Annotated in this window: 16 protein-coding genes; 10 read left to right on the top strand and 6 right to left on the bottom strand. The window is 68.6% G+C overall.

Features of this window, described 5'->3' with window-relative positions; genetic code table 11:
- Positions 1-272: 272 nt before the first annotated feature.
- The 4 genes from ACIRP7_RS45085 to ACIRP7_RS45070 form a co-directional block, all read right to left on the bottom strand.
- Entirely contained in the window at positions 273-1,244 is a 972-nt protein-coding gene (locus tag ACIRP7_RS45085; RefSeq protein WP_403672723.1) for an alpha/beta hydrolase, read from the bottom strand.
- Between the two features lie 262 nt (positions 1,245-1,506).
- Complete coding sequence (locus ACIRP7_RS45080) at positions 1,507-2,127, bottom strand: TetR/AcrR family transcriptional regulator (protein WP_402176749.1); 621 nt, start codon at positions 2,125-2,127, stop codon at positions 1,507-1,509.
- 138 nt (positions 2,128-2,265) lie between these two features.
- Positions 2,266-3,048 (bottom strand): oxidoreductase, encoded by a 783-nt coding sequence (locus ACIRP7_RS45075; protein ID WP_403672719.1) that lies wholly within the window; start codon positions 3,046-3,048, stop codon positions 2,266-2,268.
- 79 nt (positions 3,049-3,127) lie between these two features.
- On the bottom strand, positions 3,128-3,706 hold the full coding sequence (locus ACIRP7_RS45070; protein ID WP_403672716.1) for a TetR/AcrR family transcriptional regulator: 579 nt from the start codon (positions 3,704-3,706) through the stop codon (positions 3,128-3,130).
- 862 nt (positions 3,707-4,568) lie between these two features.
- Here ACIRP7_RS45070 and ACIRP7_RS45065 point away from each other — a divergent pair.
- Positions 4,569-5,159 carry a TetR/AcrR family transcriptional regulator gene (locus ACIRP7_RS45065; protein ID WP_403672714.1) on the top strand — a complete coding sequence of 197 codons (591 nt, stop codon included), beginning with the start codon at positions 4,569-4,571 and terminating at the stop codon, positions 5,157-5,159.
- Positions 5,160-5,946: 787 nt separating this feature from the next.
- Here the strand turns inward: ACIRP7_RS45065 and ACIRP7_RS45060 are convergent.
- Entirely contained in the window at positions 5,947-6,666 is a 720-nt protein-coding gene (locus tag ACIRP7_RS45060) for a hypothetical protein (RefSeq protein WP_403672711.1), read from the bottom strand.
- 176 nt (positions 6,667-6,842) lie between these two features.
- Here ACIRP7_RS45060 and ACIRP7_RS45055 point away from each other — a divergent pair, with 176 nt between their 5' ends.
- From ACIRP7_RS45055 to ACIRP7_RS45025, 7 genes are all read left to right on the top strand, one after another.
- Positions 6,843-7,673: an alpha/beta hydrolase gene (locus ACIRP7_RS45055; RefSeq protein ID WP_403672708.1), complete on the top strand. Its 831-nt coding sequence runs from the start codon at positions 6,843-6,845 to the stop codon at positions 7,671-7,673.
- Between the two features lie 76 nt (positions 7,674-7,749).
- Positions 7,750-8,592, top strand: coding sequence for a lipase family alpha/beta hydrolase (locus ACIRP7_RS45050; RefSeq protein ID WP_403672706.1), 843 nt, complete (start codon positions 7,750-7,752; stop codon positions 8,590-8,592).
- Positions 8,593-8,717: 125 nt separating this feature from the next.
- Entirely contained in the window at positions 8,718-9,308 is a 591-nt protein-coding gene (locus ACIRP7_RS45045; RefSeq protein WP_403672703.1) for a TetR/AcrR family transcriptional regulator, read from the top strand.
- Positions 9,309-9,759: 451 nt separating this feature from the next.
- Positions 9,760-10,524, top strand: coding sequence for a GNAT family N-acetyltransferase (locus ACIRP7_RS45040; RefSeq protein WP_403672700.1), 765 nt, complete (start codon positions 9,760-9,762; stop codon positions 10,522-10,524).
- A gap of 54 nt (positions 10,525-10,578) precedes the next feature.
- The gene (locus ACIRP7_RS45035) at positions 10,579-11,397 is read left to right on the top strand and encodes a GNAT family N-acetyltransferase (protein WP_403672697.1); all 819 of its coding nucleotides are present in this window, start codon (positions 10,579-10,581) and stop codon (positions 11,395-11,397) included.
- 360 nt (positions 11,398-11,757) lie between these two features.
- Positions 11,758-12,168, top strand: a complete 411-nt coding sequence (locus ACIRP7_RS45030; RefSeq protein ID WP_403672726.1) for an ATP-binding protein — start codon at positions 11,758-11,760, stop codon at positions 12,166-12,168.
- Complete coding sequence (locus tag ACIRP7_RS45025; RefSeq protein ID WP_403672694.1) at positions 12,161-12,328, top strand: hypothetical protein; 168 nt, start codon at positions 12,161-12,163, stop codon at positions 12,326-12,328. Before ACIRP7_RS45030 ends, ACIRP7_RS45025 begins: the two co-directional genes overlap by 8 nt.
- Before the next feature lie 235 nt (positions 12,329-12,563).
- Here the strand turns inward: ACIRP7_RS45025 and ACIRP7_RS45020 are convergent, their stop codons facing one another.
- A complete protein-coding gene (locus tag ACIRP7_RS45020; RefSeq protein ID WP_403672692.1) occupies positions 12,564-13,481 on the bottom strand; it encodes an NAD(P)H-binding protein in 918 nt (305 codons plus the stop codon).
- 357 nt (positions 13,482-13,838) lie between these two features.
- On the opposite strand from ACIRP7_RS45020, the gene ACIRP7_RS45015 reads away from it, so the two are divergent.
- Both ACIRP7_RS45015 and ACIRP7_RS45010 read left to right on the top strand, forming a co-directional pair.
- On the top strand, positions 13,839-14,708 hold the full coding sequence (locus tag ACIRP7_RS45015; RefSeq protein ID WP_403672689.1) for an aldo/keto reductase: 870 nt from the start codon (positions 13,839-13,841) through the stop codon (positions 14,706-14,708).
- A gap of 100 nt (positions 14,709-14,808) precedes the next feature.
- Positions 14,809-15,213 carry a nuclear transport factor 2 family protein gene (locus tag ACIRP7_RS45010; protein ID WP_280892345.1) on the top strand — a complete coding sequence of 135 codons (405 nt, stop codon included), beginning with the start codon at positions 14,809-14,811 and terminating at the stop codon, positions 15,211-15,213.
- Positions 15,214-15,477 lie beyond the last annotated feature (264 nt).

Below are 15,477 nucleotides of genomic sequence, written 5' to 3'. Positions count from 1 at the left end.
GTTTGGCCCCCAGCGCCGGCCCCGTTTTTCCTGTGCTCGGCTTTTTTGGGCGTCGGTGGGTGGGCGCCAAAATTGGGGGGGGGGGCCGGTCCTTTGTTGGTGGGGGGCCCCCCCCCCCCCGCCCGGATTCTGTTTCTACCGCGGTCCCTGGAGCAGCGGGTGCATGCATATCTGGTGTCCGCTGTTCACGAAGGGACGTTGTCCGACCCCTGGTCGGCCGTACTGGAGCTCTGGGCGTCACCTTCCCGTCCGTGGCAGGGGGCGGACGTCGCTCAGAGGCCCAGGGTGCGGCGCACCCAGTTGGTGCGGGCCTCACGGGACGCGACGCCGATGGCCGTGTCCGCGGCGACGAGCTCGTAGAGGTGGAAACCGCCCGCCCAGATGTGCAGTTCGGCCGAACCGCCGGCCGCCCAGATCGACGAGGCGTACGCGGCGCTCTCGTCACGGAAGACCTCCGCGCTGCCGACCTCGATGTAGGCGGGCGGCAGGTTGGAGAGGTCGGTAGCCCGGCTCGGGGACTCGTAGGGGGAGACGTCGTCAGTGCCGCGGCGATCCCCCAGGACGGCGTTCCAGCCGGTGAGGTTGCTGTTGCGGTCCCAGACGCCGATGCCGTCGACCTGATGGCTGGAGACCGTGTCGTTGCGGTCGTCGAGCATCGGGTACATGAGCAGCTGGCCGGCCAGGGAAGGGCCGTTCTTGTCCCGGGCCATGAGCGTGACAGCGGCCGCCACGCCACCGCCCGCGCTGCCGCCGACCGCGATCAGCTTGTCCGCGGCGAAGCCGAGCTCCTCGGCGTGCTCCGCGGTCCATTTCAGAGCGGCGTAGGAGTCCTCGACCTGGGCGGGAGCCGGGTTCTCCGGGGCCAGCCGGTACTCCACCGTGACGACGACGGCGTCCAGCTGCTCGACGTAGTCGACGATCGGCGCGATCCCGACGAAGCGGTCGCCGAAGATCAGTCCGCCGACGTGGGTGAAGAAGAAGCCCGGACCGGGGGTGCGGTGGTCGGTGCGGCGGAAAACGGAGACCAGCAGGTCCGGGGCGCCTTCGGGGCCGGGGATCGTGCGCTCGAAGTGCTCGATCGGGCGGTCCTTGATGAGCTCCTCGACGCCGGGCGTGAAGCCACCGGACCGCAGTGCCGGGATGTCCTCGGGGTAGAGCGAGGAGTTGAAGGACTGCAGAACGACGTCGAGGACGGGCTTGAGCTCGCGGTCGAACGGCGGGGCGGGGTACTTCGCGTTGGACATGGTGACCTCATGGATAGGCCGCACGAGAGGGCGGCTCCGGCACCTGCTGACTTGCAGGATGTGAAGTCAGCTTAACAGTGACTGACCGCCAGTCATTGGCGCGGTCCGGAAAAGTGCCGTGATGCACGTCACGGTGCCGTCCGGCGGTAGGCGGAGCCGGAGGCGCAAGGCCTGCCGAACGCCTGCGGGGGCGGCCGGCAGGTGACTGCCGGCCGCCCCCGCAGGTGAGGAGCCGATTACATCCCTGGCGCCGGGTGCCCGGTTATCCGCGCCCGGTTTCCCTGAGCCCGAACACCGCACGGGTCATGTGACCCGAGGCCGTCACCACTTCCTCGTGGGAGAGGGGCGCGAAGCCGGTGATCGCGTCCGTGACGGCTCCGCAGAACCCGTGGAAAAGGGCCCTGGCCATCATGTCCGGCTGCTGGCAGGTGACTTCGCCGCTTGTGACGCCCTCCTGTGCGGCAGCCGCGATCATGCCGATCAGGCGTTCGTTGGCGGCCGCGTGCACTTCCTGGGCGCCCGCCCCGTCGTACAGGACCTGGTGGAGGTCGGCGTGGTCGAGTGCGAACCGGCAGAGCGATTCCAGGACGTCCACGAGTCTCCTGCCCAGGGGCACGTCCGTGTCGCCGAGGATCTTCTCGCCGACGCCGGCGAAGTTGTCCATGTGGCGTTCCCACAGGGCCGCGGCCGCCTCGTCCTTGGTCTTGAAGTAGAGGTAGAACGTGCCCTTGGAGACCTCGGCGAGGGTCGTGATCTCCTCGATCCGGGCGTCGGCGATGCCCTTGCGGGCGAACACCTCGGCCGCGGCGTCGAGGATGTCCTTGCGGCGTTCCTCCGGCGGCTTGGCGACCCGTTTCCTCTTGGCGGTGGCGGGGGTTCCCATCGGCGCTCCTTCTGTCGTCGCGCCTGTCCGCACGACTAAATGACTGACTTCCAGTCAATCGTACGCTCCTGGCAGAAGCGCCCGGCTGCGGTCGTGCGGACGTGGCGGCGGCGTGTCGGCCGCCCACGAGGGCGGCGGTCACACCGCCTTGTGCTGGCCGCCGTCGACCAGGTGGTCGGCACCCGTGATGCTGGCCGCGGCGTCGGACAGGAGGAAGGTGATGGCGGACGCGATCTCCTCGGGCTCGACGAACCGGCCGGTGGTGATGCCCAGCGCCCCGGGCGCCTGCTTGAGGAAGGTGGGGATGTCCATGCCGAAGGCTGCCGCGATCTGGCCGCCGAACTTCTCCGGGCCGTCGTAGATGGAGCTGCGGACGAAGCCGGGGGAGACGGTGTTGACGCGGACGCCCTGCGGGCCGAACTCCTCCGCGAGGGTCTTGCCGAGCGCGGTGACTGCGGCCTTGGCGGCGGCATAGGCCACCGGGCCCAGGCCCGGCAGGCGGGCGGCGACCGTGGACACGTTCACGATGGCGCCCGTGCGATCCACGAGGCTGGGCAGGGCGGCCCGGGTGACCCGGACCGTGCTGAGCAGGTTGATGTCGAGGATGGCCGCCCACTTCTCGTCATCGGTGTCGAGGAAGCCCTGGACGGCCAGGTCGTCGCCGCCGCCGACATTGTTGACGAGCAGATCGATTCCGCCCAGCTCTGCCAGCGCCTGCTCGACCAGGGTGTGCGCACCCTCCGCGGTGGATAGGTCGGCGGCCACCGCGATAGCGCCCGACTCCTTCAGCTCGGTGGTGGTCGTGCGGGAGGCACCGACGACGCGGACACCCTCGGCGACGAGTGCCTTGACCGTGGCCAGTCCGATGCCGCGGCTGGCGCCGGTGACGACGGCGGTCTTGGAGGCGAGCTTCAGATCCATGGGACATCCTTTTCTTGAACTCTAGGTACAAAATGCGGGTAGGGGACACCGTGTCCCGGCCGCTTGTCGCGCGGGATGGTCAGAGCAGGTCGACGGTGGTGTCGATCACTCTCGTGAGCCGGTCGGGCCCCGGTTCGACACGACCCATGAGCCGCATGCCGGTCACCGTGTTGAGCAGCAGGCTGGCCAGCGCCTTCGCGTCATGCCCGGTGCTGATCTCTCCCGCGCGCTGGCCTTCTTCCAGCAGGGCCTGGAAAGCGTCCTCCGTGCGGTCGAGCAGGCCCCGGACCTGGGTCGTCACGGATTCGTCCGTGGTCCCGAACTCGGCGGCGCTGTTCATGGCCAGGCAGCCGCGCCGCCCGGGGTCGGCGAGGTCCGTCTCGGCGAGGACGCGCAGTGCCCTGCGCAGGCGCTCCTTCACCGGGCCGGAGTCCTCCAAGAGGCCTTTCACGTTCGATGCCTGGATCTCCAGGTAACGGCGCAGCGCCAGGTCGAACAGCTGGCGTTTGCTGCCGAAGGCGTTGTAGAGACTGCCCTTGCCGATACCCAGGGTGTCGGCGAGGTGCTGAGGTGTGGTGGCGCCGTATCCCTGGCTCCAGAACACCTGCATCGCCTGCTCGACGGCTGCATCCGGATCGAACTCTTTGGGCCTTCCCATGGACAGGACCCTAACAGGATTTCTGACCTGGAAGTCAAGTATGCGGATCGCGCCTCGCGGCCTGTGCGGCCCGAGTTGGTCACGATGTCGCCCCTGTCGGTTGTGAGCTGGGCACCGTCGGCCGGTGCAGCCCTTCGAAGGCCCCCTGGTGCCTGTCGTTCCCGTAGTCGGCGCGCGCATCATCTGGCTATGGCAGACTAAAGCCAGAAGGGGGCGGGTGCGGTCAGTACCCCCGCGAAGTGTCCGCACGCTCTGCCCTGTCAAGCAGAGGCACTACGTCGAAGGGCACACCAGTCATGGCACTTGAGAGGCCGCCGCCCGCCGGGGTGTTGGGAGTCTTGGGGCGGTCTTCTGCTCATCGCCTCGGCTGCGGCGTGACAACTGGCCGGTCCCTGCATCCGGGATGACCCCCAGGATCCGCCAAGCGGCGGTTCGTGTCGTACGTCCGAGCTGTTGACCCGGTGTCAGCTTCCTCGGCACGGCCAACTGTTACGGCCCGTTCGGGAGCGAGCAGTTGAACTTCCATTCCTGAGGCCCGCGTTCGCAGGCGTCTGCACCGAGGGCAAGTGCGCCATGCTGCACAGCCGCTCCCTGAGGACCTCACCAACCGTCCGCCTCGGTGGCGGTAGACATCGTCCCCGCGGAGAACGGACTCCTCAAGGAGCACAGGGGTGCTCGAAGACGAGGCCACCCGTGAGCAAACCCGAACGGCTCCCCATGTTCGATGACGGATTTCCTGAGGAGCACCGAAGACCGGACGAGGGCTCCCGGTACCTCCCTGGTGCGCCCGTCCTGCGCCGAACGGATCTTCCAGGAGCCGGACCCCTACGCGAGACAGAACGAGACAGGAGAGGAGTGTGCCGTGCGGTACGGCAAAGAGCACAAGCAGGCGACGCGGCGGCGGATCATTGAGAGGGCTGGCCGCCGCTTCAAACGGGACGGCATCGAGGGCTCGGGAATGTCGACGCTCATGGCGGACGCGGGGCTGACCAAGGGCGCCTTCTACGGCCACTTCGCATCCAAGGAGGAGCTGCTCACCATCGTGGTCGCCGACCAACTGCGCAAGCAGAGCGAGAGCTTCAGCTCGCAGGCACCTCCTGGCCGCGCCGGACTCAAGCAGCTCGTGCGCGAGTACCTGTCGGTGCGGCAGCGTGACAGTCCCGAGGACGGCTGCCCTTCCGCCGCCCTGCTTGACGAGATCGGACGCTGTACGGACGCCACCAAACAGGCGTACACCGACGGCGTGCAGACCAGCGTGGACAACATCGCTGCCCGCCTGGCACCGGATGATCCGCCGTCGGCACGCGTGAAGGCGCTCACCGTCTTCGCCATGATGGTCGGGACAATGCAGCTCTCCCGTGCCCTGACCGACCCACGGCTTGCGGACGACATCCTCGAGCAGGGCATTCACAACGCCCTCACGCTCCTTGGCACCGACGAGCATCCGAGCTGACCCGCCGCATCACCAGACCCTTACACACCACGGCCGGATTGACCCGCAGACTGGGTCTTCGGCCGTGGGCAGGCAAAACCACGGGCAACGGCCACCGTGCCGGGAAGACGGACGCGGCGGACGCGGGGCGGGCACGGGCGATCAGGACGAGGGGAAGTCACGGGGTATCACTTCCTGTGGGGGTGCAGCGAGTTGGCTGCGGGCGCTGGCGGAGCAGCGGCGGATGGGAGGCGGGGCAGGGCACCGTTCCCGCGCGAGCGACCTGAGCAGCGGTACGTGGCGAACGGGCCCCGCGTTGATCACAGCTCCGATGCGGCGCTGTGTATTCCGGGGCCGTCCGGCTCCGCCGGATGGCCGTCAGTAAAGGGCGAAACGGTGAAGGCCACCATCAAGGCATCCGCCACCACACCTGCTTCGAAGTCGTCGTACTGGCCGTACTTGGGCCGCAGGGCCCCGGCGGCAGACTTCCCACGGCGTCGAGCCGGACCGGCTCATGGTGGCCCGTCCCGACGGTAGCCGCGGTCGGCCGTCGGCCCGGCGTTCTGCGCCGCCTCTGTGCCGGTCCCGGGCTCCACCGGGATCCCGGCCCGTGAGGGTCAGGGTGCGGTCTGGAGACCGAGGTTTCGCCGGCCGGGGCGGGCGGGGTGGCGGACAGGCCCGGGCCGTGCATCCGTGGCGCCTGCCGGATGCACGGCCACGGAGGTGGCGGCCGGCCGGTCCAGGATGCGCCGAGGGCCTATGCGACTGCTCGCCTGGACCCCCGGCGACCTGGACGTGTCGGCTTTGATCAGTGGACGGTGATCTGCGTCAGATCGATGGCGACGAGAGCCGGCGTCGGTACGGAGCGGCCGTCCTCGTGGACGGGGACCACGCGGCGGCGGGTGGGGAAGACCAGACCGGAGACCTCCTTGTGGGTGTCGCTGTAGTGCGCGGCCGGTGAAGCACCGAGAACTTCCGCGGCGTAGTCGTGGCGACGGAGCAGGCCGGTGGAGTCGAAGTGGAAGACCTGCTCCCTGCTGTGCGTGGCGATGTCCTCGGGGAACACCGCGCGCAGCCGGCGCCGTCTCTCGCCGGCCTCCTCCCACGGCTCCAACTCCTCCACCTGCACGCCGGGCATGGTCAACAGGAAGGGGACAGTCAGGTAGTTCCACATGGCATAGCCCCCAAAGTACAGGGCGTGCAGGCCGTCCCACGGCGAGTCGGGGCCGTGTCCGGAGAAGGCCATGCGTGGGGAACGGCGCTGCGTGAGCACGTTGCGGGCGCGATCCTCGATCCACACCCGGCCGGGAGTGAAGACCCCGCGCAGCCCGGGTCCGGTGAAATCGTGGTACACGAGGTGCTGGCGCCGCACGTCGAGAACGAAGTCGGCGGTGGTGAAGATCCCTTCCTGTCCGCGCGAGCCCCACAGGAGCCCGCCCACGGAGCCCTGTGCGTGAATCGACCGGACTCGGCGCCAGTGGTCGAGACCGCCGTGAGTGCGGAGTGTGTGGTTCAGGAGATCGGACATGTCGCGATTCCTCTTCGTGTTCATGTGGTCATGGCGGCGGACACCGGCTTCGGCCGGGCATCCGTCGCAAGGTCAGTTCGAAAATCAAACCAGATTTGCCTTACTCGCCTTGACTCGGGCCCTTGCGTCTGCCTAGTGTCCTAGGTAGACAGAACGTTCTCCCTCTTGGAGTCGACATGATCAACGATGCCCGCGATGCCCCGGCGGTGGTGCTCATCCACGGGTTGTGGGTGACTCCTCGCAGCTGGGAGCACTGGATCGCGCACTACACCGTCCAGGGGCTCCAGGTACTGGCTCCGGCCTGGCCCGGAGTCGAGGGGGAGGTCGAGGACTTGAGGCTGGATCCCTCGCCCATGGCCGGCATCGGCCTGGAAGAGGTGGTGAACCACTACGAGGCCATCGTGCGCAAACTGGACCGGCCCGCCATCCTGATCGGTCATTCCTTCGGCGGGGCCATCGTCCAACTGCTCCTCGACCGCGGCCTGGGCGCCGCAGGGGTGGCCATCGACTCGGCGGCGGTCAAGGGGGTGCTTCCCCTGCCGCTGTCCACGCTCCGTTCCACCTGGCCGGTACTGCGCAGTCCGGCCAACAAGGGCAAGGCGGTGGGGCTTTCTCCCCGGCAGTTCCACTACGCGTTCGCCAACACCCTCAGTGAAGAGGAGTCACTGGCCGCCTACGACCGCTACCACGTGCCCGGTCCGGCGCGGGTGCTGTTCCAGGGCGCCTTCGCGAACCTCAATCCGCGGGCGGTCACCCGTGTCGACTTCCACAACGACAGGCGCGCACCGCTGCTGTTCATCGCGGGCGGCGCGGACCACATCGTGCCGCCCCAGGTGAACCGGGCCAACGCCCGCCTGTATCGCAAGTCCGCGGCGCTCACCGACTACCAGGAGTTCGCCGGCCGGTCTCACCTCACGATCGGCCAGGACGGCTGGCAGGAGGTCGCCGACTACGCCATGGACTGGGCCATCAACCGCGCTCTGCTCCTTAAAACGCCGCTCACCTGACGTCCCGGCGTTCCCCAGCACAGAGGCCGGAGTTGCCCGGCCTCTGCCATCCATCACACAAGGAAGTACTCACGTCATGAACCGTCGTTCCTTCACCATCACGGCGGCCGCGGCTGCGGCAGCGGGCCTTGCGGCCACCGGGGTGCTCACCCAGACCGCCGACGCCACCACCCCGCAGACACCCAAACCGACGGTGGTCCTCGTACACGGCGCCTGGGCCGACGCCTCCAGCTGGAAGGGCGTGGCGAAGCGGCTGCAGAACGACGGCTACCCGGTCGCCGCTCCCGCGGTCCCGCTGCGCGGCCTGTCGAGCGACGCCGCCTACCTCGCCGACTACCTGAAGACCGTCAACGGCCCGATCGTGCTCGTCGGCCACTCCTACGGCGGCTCGGTGATCACCCAGGCCACCGCCGGCAACTCGCACGTCACCGCCCTCGTCTACCTGGCGGCCTTCGCCCCCGACAAGGACGAGACCGCCTCCACGCTGACCGCGAAGTTCCCCGGCAGCCACATCAGCGACGACCCGAACGCCTCCATCCCGACGGCGCTGAGCCCGGTGCCCTTCGCACAGAACGGCACCACGAACGTCGACCTCTACATCAAGGCGGACAAGTTCCGCGACGTCTTCCTCAGCAACCGCCGCAGTGCCCAGGAGGCCGCCGTGCTCGCCGCGACCCAGCGGCCCGTCACCCCCCAGGCGCTCGGCGAGCCCTCCGGGACTCCGGCGTGGAAGACCATCCCCTCCTGGTACCTCGTGGCCGGCGACGACCACCTGATCCCGCCGGCCGCGGAGCGCTTCATGGCCCAGCGCGCCCACTCCCACACGAGCGAGGTCGACGCGCCGCACGACGTACTGCTCACCAACCCCGGCACCGCCACCCACGTGATCGAGGACGCGGCGCACACCACCGCCCACTGATCACCGAGCCCGTCACAGCCTCCCGGCCGCCCATCCCCGGAGCGGCACCCGGGAGGCCGTGACGGGGACGAGCACAGCCACCGGTGACCTGCGCTCGCCCGAGCCTGAAGGAGGGTCCCTACGATATGAGCGTGCCAGCCGAACGCGATCACCAGAAAACCCCCCAGCGGTCCGCAGCGCGCGACCGTCTGCTCTCCACGGCCGCCCGGCTGTTCTACACCGAGGGAATCCGGGCCGTGGGAGTCGACCGGGTCATCGAAGAGGCACAGGTGACGCGGGCCACCTTCTACCGCCACTTCCCGAGCAAGGAGGACCTGGTCCGCTCGTACCTGCAGGCCGAGGACCAGCGCATCCGGGACAGGGTGAAGAGCGGTATGACGCACTCTGGTGCTCCCGCGGACGCGATGGGCCTGCTGATCGACGGCATCGGCCAGGAAATCTGCGCTCCCGGGTTCCGCGGCTGCCCCTTCATCAACGCCGCAGCGGAATATCCGGACAAGCAGAGCCCAGTGCACCAAGCCGTGCTGACCCACCGGACCTGGTTCCACGGCACCATCGCGGAAGCACTGCGCACCGGCGGCCACCCGGACCCGGACCACGCGGCGGACGTGCTGGTGGCCCTCCGCGACGGAGCCATGGTGGCCGGCTATCTCGGCGCCGGCGACACGGCCGTGGCCTCGTTCAGCCGGGCCGCCCGCTCGCTGATCCCCGCCTGACAGGCTCGAGCAGGGTCGGCGCTGGCGCGTCGACCTGCCGTTGAGTGACTCCATCCGCCAACGCATCGACTGCCTGTCTGGCCTGCTCTGCTCACGCACCCCGCGCGCGTAAGCGCGCGTACGGACCATCCGGAACTGACCGGCTGACCGTCGGCCGGTCGTCGCAAAAAACAAGCCGCCCCATTTCTGCCCGCGAGACGCGGGCGCCGAGCCGTGCCCGGACACGGGCGTGGCTCCATCGGGCAAAGCGGCGGGACGGTCCGCTGTGCGGGGCCGGCGGGCGGCAGCTTTCCTCTTGTGCGGCCTGACGTGCCCCGCAAGGTGATCGCTGACAGCGTGTCGAGGCCACTGGCCCGCCGGCCTCCGCGTTCCGTGAGGCCATTTTCAGGTTTCTCGCCGAGCACCACAGGCGGAGAAAGCAATGTGAATCGATCCGGTGCGGAGAGATGTCATGGATGAACTGACGCATCCCAAAGTTATTGCCCAGCAGCTGGCCAACGCACGTGAATTCTGGCTCGGCTACGGAGTGGAAGGAAGAAGGCGGAGCGGCCACTTCATGTATCGGAGCGGCGTGGCCGACGCCCAGTTGAACGGTGTCGTCTCCCTTGCCGGCGGCAGTTTCAAGAACGCCCTGCAAGAGGCGGAATCCGTCTTCTCCGGACTGCCGTGGCTGTGGTGGGTGGGGCCTGACAGCCGTCCCGGCGTGGTCGGCGACCTCGAGTCCCACCAGTTCTCAGAGGTCGGCTCGATGCCGGTGATGGCAGTCCGCCTGGACCGCGTCCGCAAGCCGTCCCCCACGGCAGGCCTGGAGGTGAGGGTCGTCGATGACCCCGCCGGGCTGGCGGACTGGGTGCGCTGCTGGACCTGGGCGTTCGGCATCGACACGGACCTGACGGCGAAGATACTGACGGCCGAGGCGGCACGTCCTGAGAGCTCGCCCCGGCTGATCCGGTTCGCCGGATGGCTCGACGGCAGGCTCGTCGGCACCGCGGCGCTCTACAGCAGTCAGGGCGTGGCCGGTGTCTACGTGGTCAGCACGCTCAAGGAACGTCGCGGTCAGGGGATCGGCACGCAGCTCACAGCGGCCGCTTTGCAGGCGGGCCGCGAACAGGGGCTGAGCATCGGCACGTTGCAGGCCAGCAGCCTGGGTCTGCCGGTCTATGAACGGATGGGTTTCGCGGAGGTCGCCCGTTATCGGCTCTTCGCCAAGGCCTGACACAGCAGGATGCAACGCTCCCGTGAGTTTCTGCAGTCGAGGAAGGTGCGCTCCATGGTCATGTCTGCGGACACCTTTGAAGCCGCATGCACGGAATGCGGAGCCGGCGAGGACGTCGAACGCGCTGCACACAGTTGGGCCGAGGCCATGACCTCGCTGGCGGCTGCGGCACCAGGGGGTCATTGGCGACTGGGCGAGGGCGGAGCCGTGCTGGCCGTCACCGGGGCCCCTGTGGCCGCACTGAACGGTGTGCTCAACGTGGCTGCTCGTCCCGATGCCGCCGGGATCGCGGAGCTGGCCGCCCTGGCGGCCAGGGAACTGACCACCGTCCCGTGGAGCATCCAGATACGTGGCGAGCCGACCACCGGCATCGTGGAGGTCGCCGAACACTACGGGATGACCGTCCAGTCGCAACAGCCTTTCATGCTCAGACCGTTCACCGGCAACGAGCCGACGCCGCCGCGCGGGGCTTCAGTGAAGGTGCGGCGCGCCACGGGAAGCGATCACAAGGTGCTCAGCGCGGCGCTCGCCGCCGGGTTTGCAGTGCCGCAGCACGTGTTCACCGAGGTCGCTTCGCCTACCGTGATGGCAGCGGCGGGCATGACTGCGTACCTGGCCGAGGCCGAGGGGACCGCGGTGGCCACCGGTACGGCAGCGGTGTTCCAGGACTGCGTGGGCCTGTTCAACATCTCCACGCTTCCGCTCTTCCGCGGACGCGGCTACGCGCGGGTGATGACCGAGCGGATCCTGAGGGAGGGGCGGGCCATGGGCGCGCGGGCCGCATACCTCCACACCACCGAGGCGGGCCGGCGCCTGTACGAGTCCCTGGGCTTTCGCACAGTCGGTCAGTGGACCACCTTTTCCGCCCCATGAGAGGGGCGGGCGCTGCCCGTTCCTCTCAGGCGGACAGTACCCCATTGTATGGTTTGAAAATCAAACCGATGCGTGGTTGACTTCACTCAGGACGGAGAACGGCCGCAAACGGCCTACCCCTCCACGTGCCTCCCCCCGATCGGCCCCGGCCGGCCCACCCCCGAGCCGGCCGGGGCCCACCATCCGAGGGGGCGCCCCATCACTGGGCTGCTGATCGGTGTGGGCCTGCCGTGTCCATCATCGCGGCTCACCGCCAAGACCTCGTTGAACCTAGTCCCGAGGAGATGGGACGTCATGAGCACCAGCCCTCTTCTTGCGCGGCCCCCCGTAGGCAGGGGTTCGACGTCAGCCATCTGCGTGATGGCCGCCACCGATGCCTCCGTACCCGCCCTGCGCGCGTTCACCAGAAGAACAGTGCACGCCTGGCACCCGGGAGAGCCGGCGGCTGAAGCCCTCGCGCTCATCGTCACAGAGCTCGTGACGAACGTCTGCCAGCACAGCGGGAGCCCGCATGTGACCGTGCATCTATTCGCTGGCGAACAGATGCTGGGCGTGGAGGTCTCCGACAACGGCGCCTGGAAAAACCAGGCCGGCGACGCGGGCCCGGCCGAAGAGACCGTGAGCGGCCGTGGACTGCAATTGGTCGAGGCGTACGCCGCCACTGTCCGGATCCGGCGGAGCAGCGGCGGCACCAGCGTCATCGCCACCGTCGGCATCGAGACGGACGCCACCCGCACCGATGAGACCTCCGAGAGGCAGCCGCATGTCTGACTGGAGTGATGTGTGGGCCGTCACGGAGCTGCTTCACCGGCTGGCCCACGACGTGCACGCCGCATCTGCACTCATCTCGGGACTGGACACCGCAGACCTGCGGGCCGTGTCCGACGCCGCCCTTCTCCTGCACGAGGCCGTCGAGGACCACTTGATGTGACGTGCCCCGCGGACTCTTCCCCGTGAGTTCTGCTCGCACCGCCCCCGCAACAGGCGCGCCGCGCCGACCGAACGACGGTCGGCGCGGCGCGCCTGTTGCCCGGCTGCCTGCAACCGTTGCCGCTGTCCGCGGCGCAGCGGCGGACAGCGACCGGAGGACCTCGGTGTGCTCTCCGGCCCCGTCCGCCGCTGTGGCCTGCAGGAATCCCGAAGCCCAGGCCTCAAATGCCGCCGGTTCAGCTCCTCTTGGCGGGAACGAAGTGCGAACCGCTCTGCGCGAAGGCGTCCTTGCGGCCGGTGACGAACTCCTCGACAGTCAGGGGAGTGCGGTTGCCGATGACCTCGATGAAGTTGTTCGTGCCCTGGAAGATCCCGTTGCGGTAGTCGATCGCGATGCTGCTCAGGTGCTGGATCAGGTGGGCCGACTTGCCTCGGGAGGCCAGTCCCTCCGCGAACTCCTCCACCTCAGTGGGCTCGTAGGTGACCGGAATGCCCAGAGCGCGGGACACCGCCTCGGCGATCTCGTGGTGGTCCATCTCCACCGGCCCGTGCAGGGGATAGGCCTGACGGTCGTGCGGCGCGGGGTTCTCGAGGACGGCGGCGATGACGTGCGCCTGGTCCACGCCGGCGACGGGGGCGTGCCGACCCGAGCCGAGCGGAAGCCGCAGCATGCCCTCGTTGTCCTGCCGCCCCCACCACCAGCTGATCCACTCGGCGAAGAGGGTCGGCCGCAGGTGTGTGGTGAGCGGCGGGGTGCGGTCGAGCAGGCGCTCTGCGAGCCAGTGCTGGCGTGCCGCGTTGCTGGCGGCTTCGCGGCGGGCGGAGATCTGGGACATGTTGACCACGGACGTGACGCCGGCCTCGGTGGCGGCCTGGGCGAAGACGACGGTGGCGTCCAGGAGGCCGGCGTGGATCGGATAGCAGAAGTACGCACCGCTGACCCCACGCATCGCTGCGCTCACGTCGTGGAAGTCGAGCAGGTCACCTACGACGATCTCGGCGCCCGCGGCGGCGAGCACGCGGGAGCGGTCGTCCTCCCGGTGTACGAGGGCACGCACCCGGTGCCCCCGCTCCAGCAGTAGCCGCACGGTCTCGGCTCCGGTCGTACCGGTGGCTCCGGTGATGAGGAAGAGTCGGTCGTCCTGGATGGTCATTGCGATGTCCCTTCTGAGCGCCATTGGCTCTCGCGATCGTGGGCGGGATGCGGAAGTGGGGGAGCCGGGAGCCTGATGCGAGAACTCGGGCATCAGCGGGCGGGCGCGAGGGGCGCGGCCGCGGCTTTTCTGTGGGTGCGGTGCTGTCGGACGTGAAGATGTCCCTGCGTTCCGGCACCCCCGGCTAACTTTCGTTTTCCGTAGTCAGCAATGTACATGCCTGACCTGACTGTGCAAAACAAAAGTCAGATCGGTTAGGGTGTCGGAGTGTGACGGTGGCAGGCGCAGTGGCCCGGCCCATCCGCAGACGTCGCACCCCGTCGGTGCAGGCGGCTCTTCCGAAAGGGCAAAACGATCATGGTATCCGCAGATTCGCGCCCCGCTGGCGCCGCGGGGATCCTCCGACTGGGAGGGGACCTCCCCGTCAACCGGCTCGGCTTCGGCGCCATGCAGCTGACCGGCCCCGGTGTGTGGGGGGAACCCTCAGACCCGCAGGAAGCCGTCCGTGTGCTGCGTCGAGCCGTTGACCTGGGTGTCAACTTCATCGACACCGCGGACTCCTACGGTCCGTTCGTCAGTGAGCATTTGATCCGCAAGGCGCTTCACCCCTACCCCGATGGGCTGGTCATCGCGACCAAGAGCGGCCTGAGCCGATCGGGCCCGGACGGCTGGAGGCCGCTGGGACGTCCCGAATACCTGCGGCAGCAGGCCGAATTGAGCCTGCGTCACCTCGGCGTCGAACGCATCGACCTCTACCAACTGCACCGCGTCGACCCGCAGGTGCCGTTGGCCGATCAGGTCGGGGAGCTCGCGCGGCTTCGGGAGGAGGGAAAGATCCGGCACATCGGCCTGTCGGAGGTGAGTGTCGAACAGCTCGATCAGGCCCGGCGCATCGCGCCTGTCGTCTCCGTGCAGAACCACTACAACCTCGCCAACCGCTCCGCCGAGGGCGTGGTGCAGTATGCCGAGCGGGAGAACCTCGCGTTCATCCCGTGGTTTCCGATCGCCACCGGGAGGCTCGCGCGTCCGGGCGGACCGCTGGACGGGATGGCGAAGGAGCACGGGGTCAGCCCGTCCCAGCTGGCGCTGGCCTGGCTGCTGAGGGCATCGCCCGCCATGGTGCCGATCCCCGGCACCTCGAAGGTCGCTCACGTGGAGGAGAACACCGCCGCGGCTCTGGTGACGTTGACCGATGCCGAGTTCGAGGCCCTGAGCCGCGCCGTATGAGGCGTCACGGGCGAGCCCCCGGCCGACCGCTGCGTCTCGGCCGGCCGCGGACACCCACCGGCATGACCAACCCCCCATCGATGGAAGCGAGTGAGAAGCGATGCCCGCCAGCAGACACGAAGCCAACAAGGCGATGGTCCTGGAAGCGCTCGACGTACTGTTCAACCAACGTGACTTCGCTGCTGCCGAGGCGTTCTGGGCCCCGGACTACATCCAGCACAGTGCGATCATCGCGCCCGGCCGGGACGGACTGTTCAACCTGGTCAAGGCACTTCCGCGGTTGAGGCACGAAGCGGGATTCATCTGCGCCGACGGCGACCTGGTCATGCTGCACAGCCGCTACTCCGGGAATGAGCAGCCCACTGCCTCGGTGGCTGTCGACATCTTCCGCATCGGGAACGGACGCCTCCAGGAGCACTGGGATGTGCTGCAGGACGAAGCCACCCGTGGGACATCCCTGAGCGGGATGCCCATGTTCGGCGATGCCTTCCCCGGCGAACGCTGACGTCGGGTCCCGGCGGGCGGATCGGTGCACCCGGCGCAGGAGCGCCGTGCCATGGACCCGCACGCCGGGTCGAGTGCAACAGACCGCGAATCCGGCGAGAGGCGCTGTGTGCGTCTCAGGCACGAGGAGATGGGAATTGGCCAGTCACAGCCAGCGCACGGTCATCGTGTGAGGGGCCACGAAGTTTCCGGACGGGCACCCAATAGGGTTGTCCTGAACAAGGAAACGAGGAAGAAGTGGCGCCACCCAGTAAGTACTCGCCGG

This window comes from Streptomyces sp. NPDC102270 (genome assembly GCF_044766405.1).
Lineage (GTDB): Bacteria > Actinomycetota > Actinomycetes > Streptomycetales > Streptomycetaceae > Streptomyces.
Note: the sequence above shows the minus strand (reverse complement) of the source record. Positions and strands in the feature narration are given on the sequence as shown.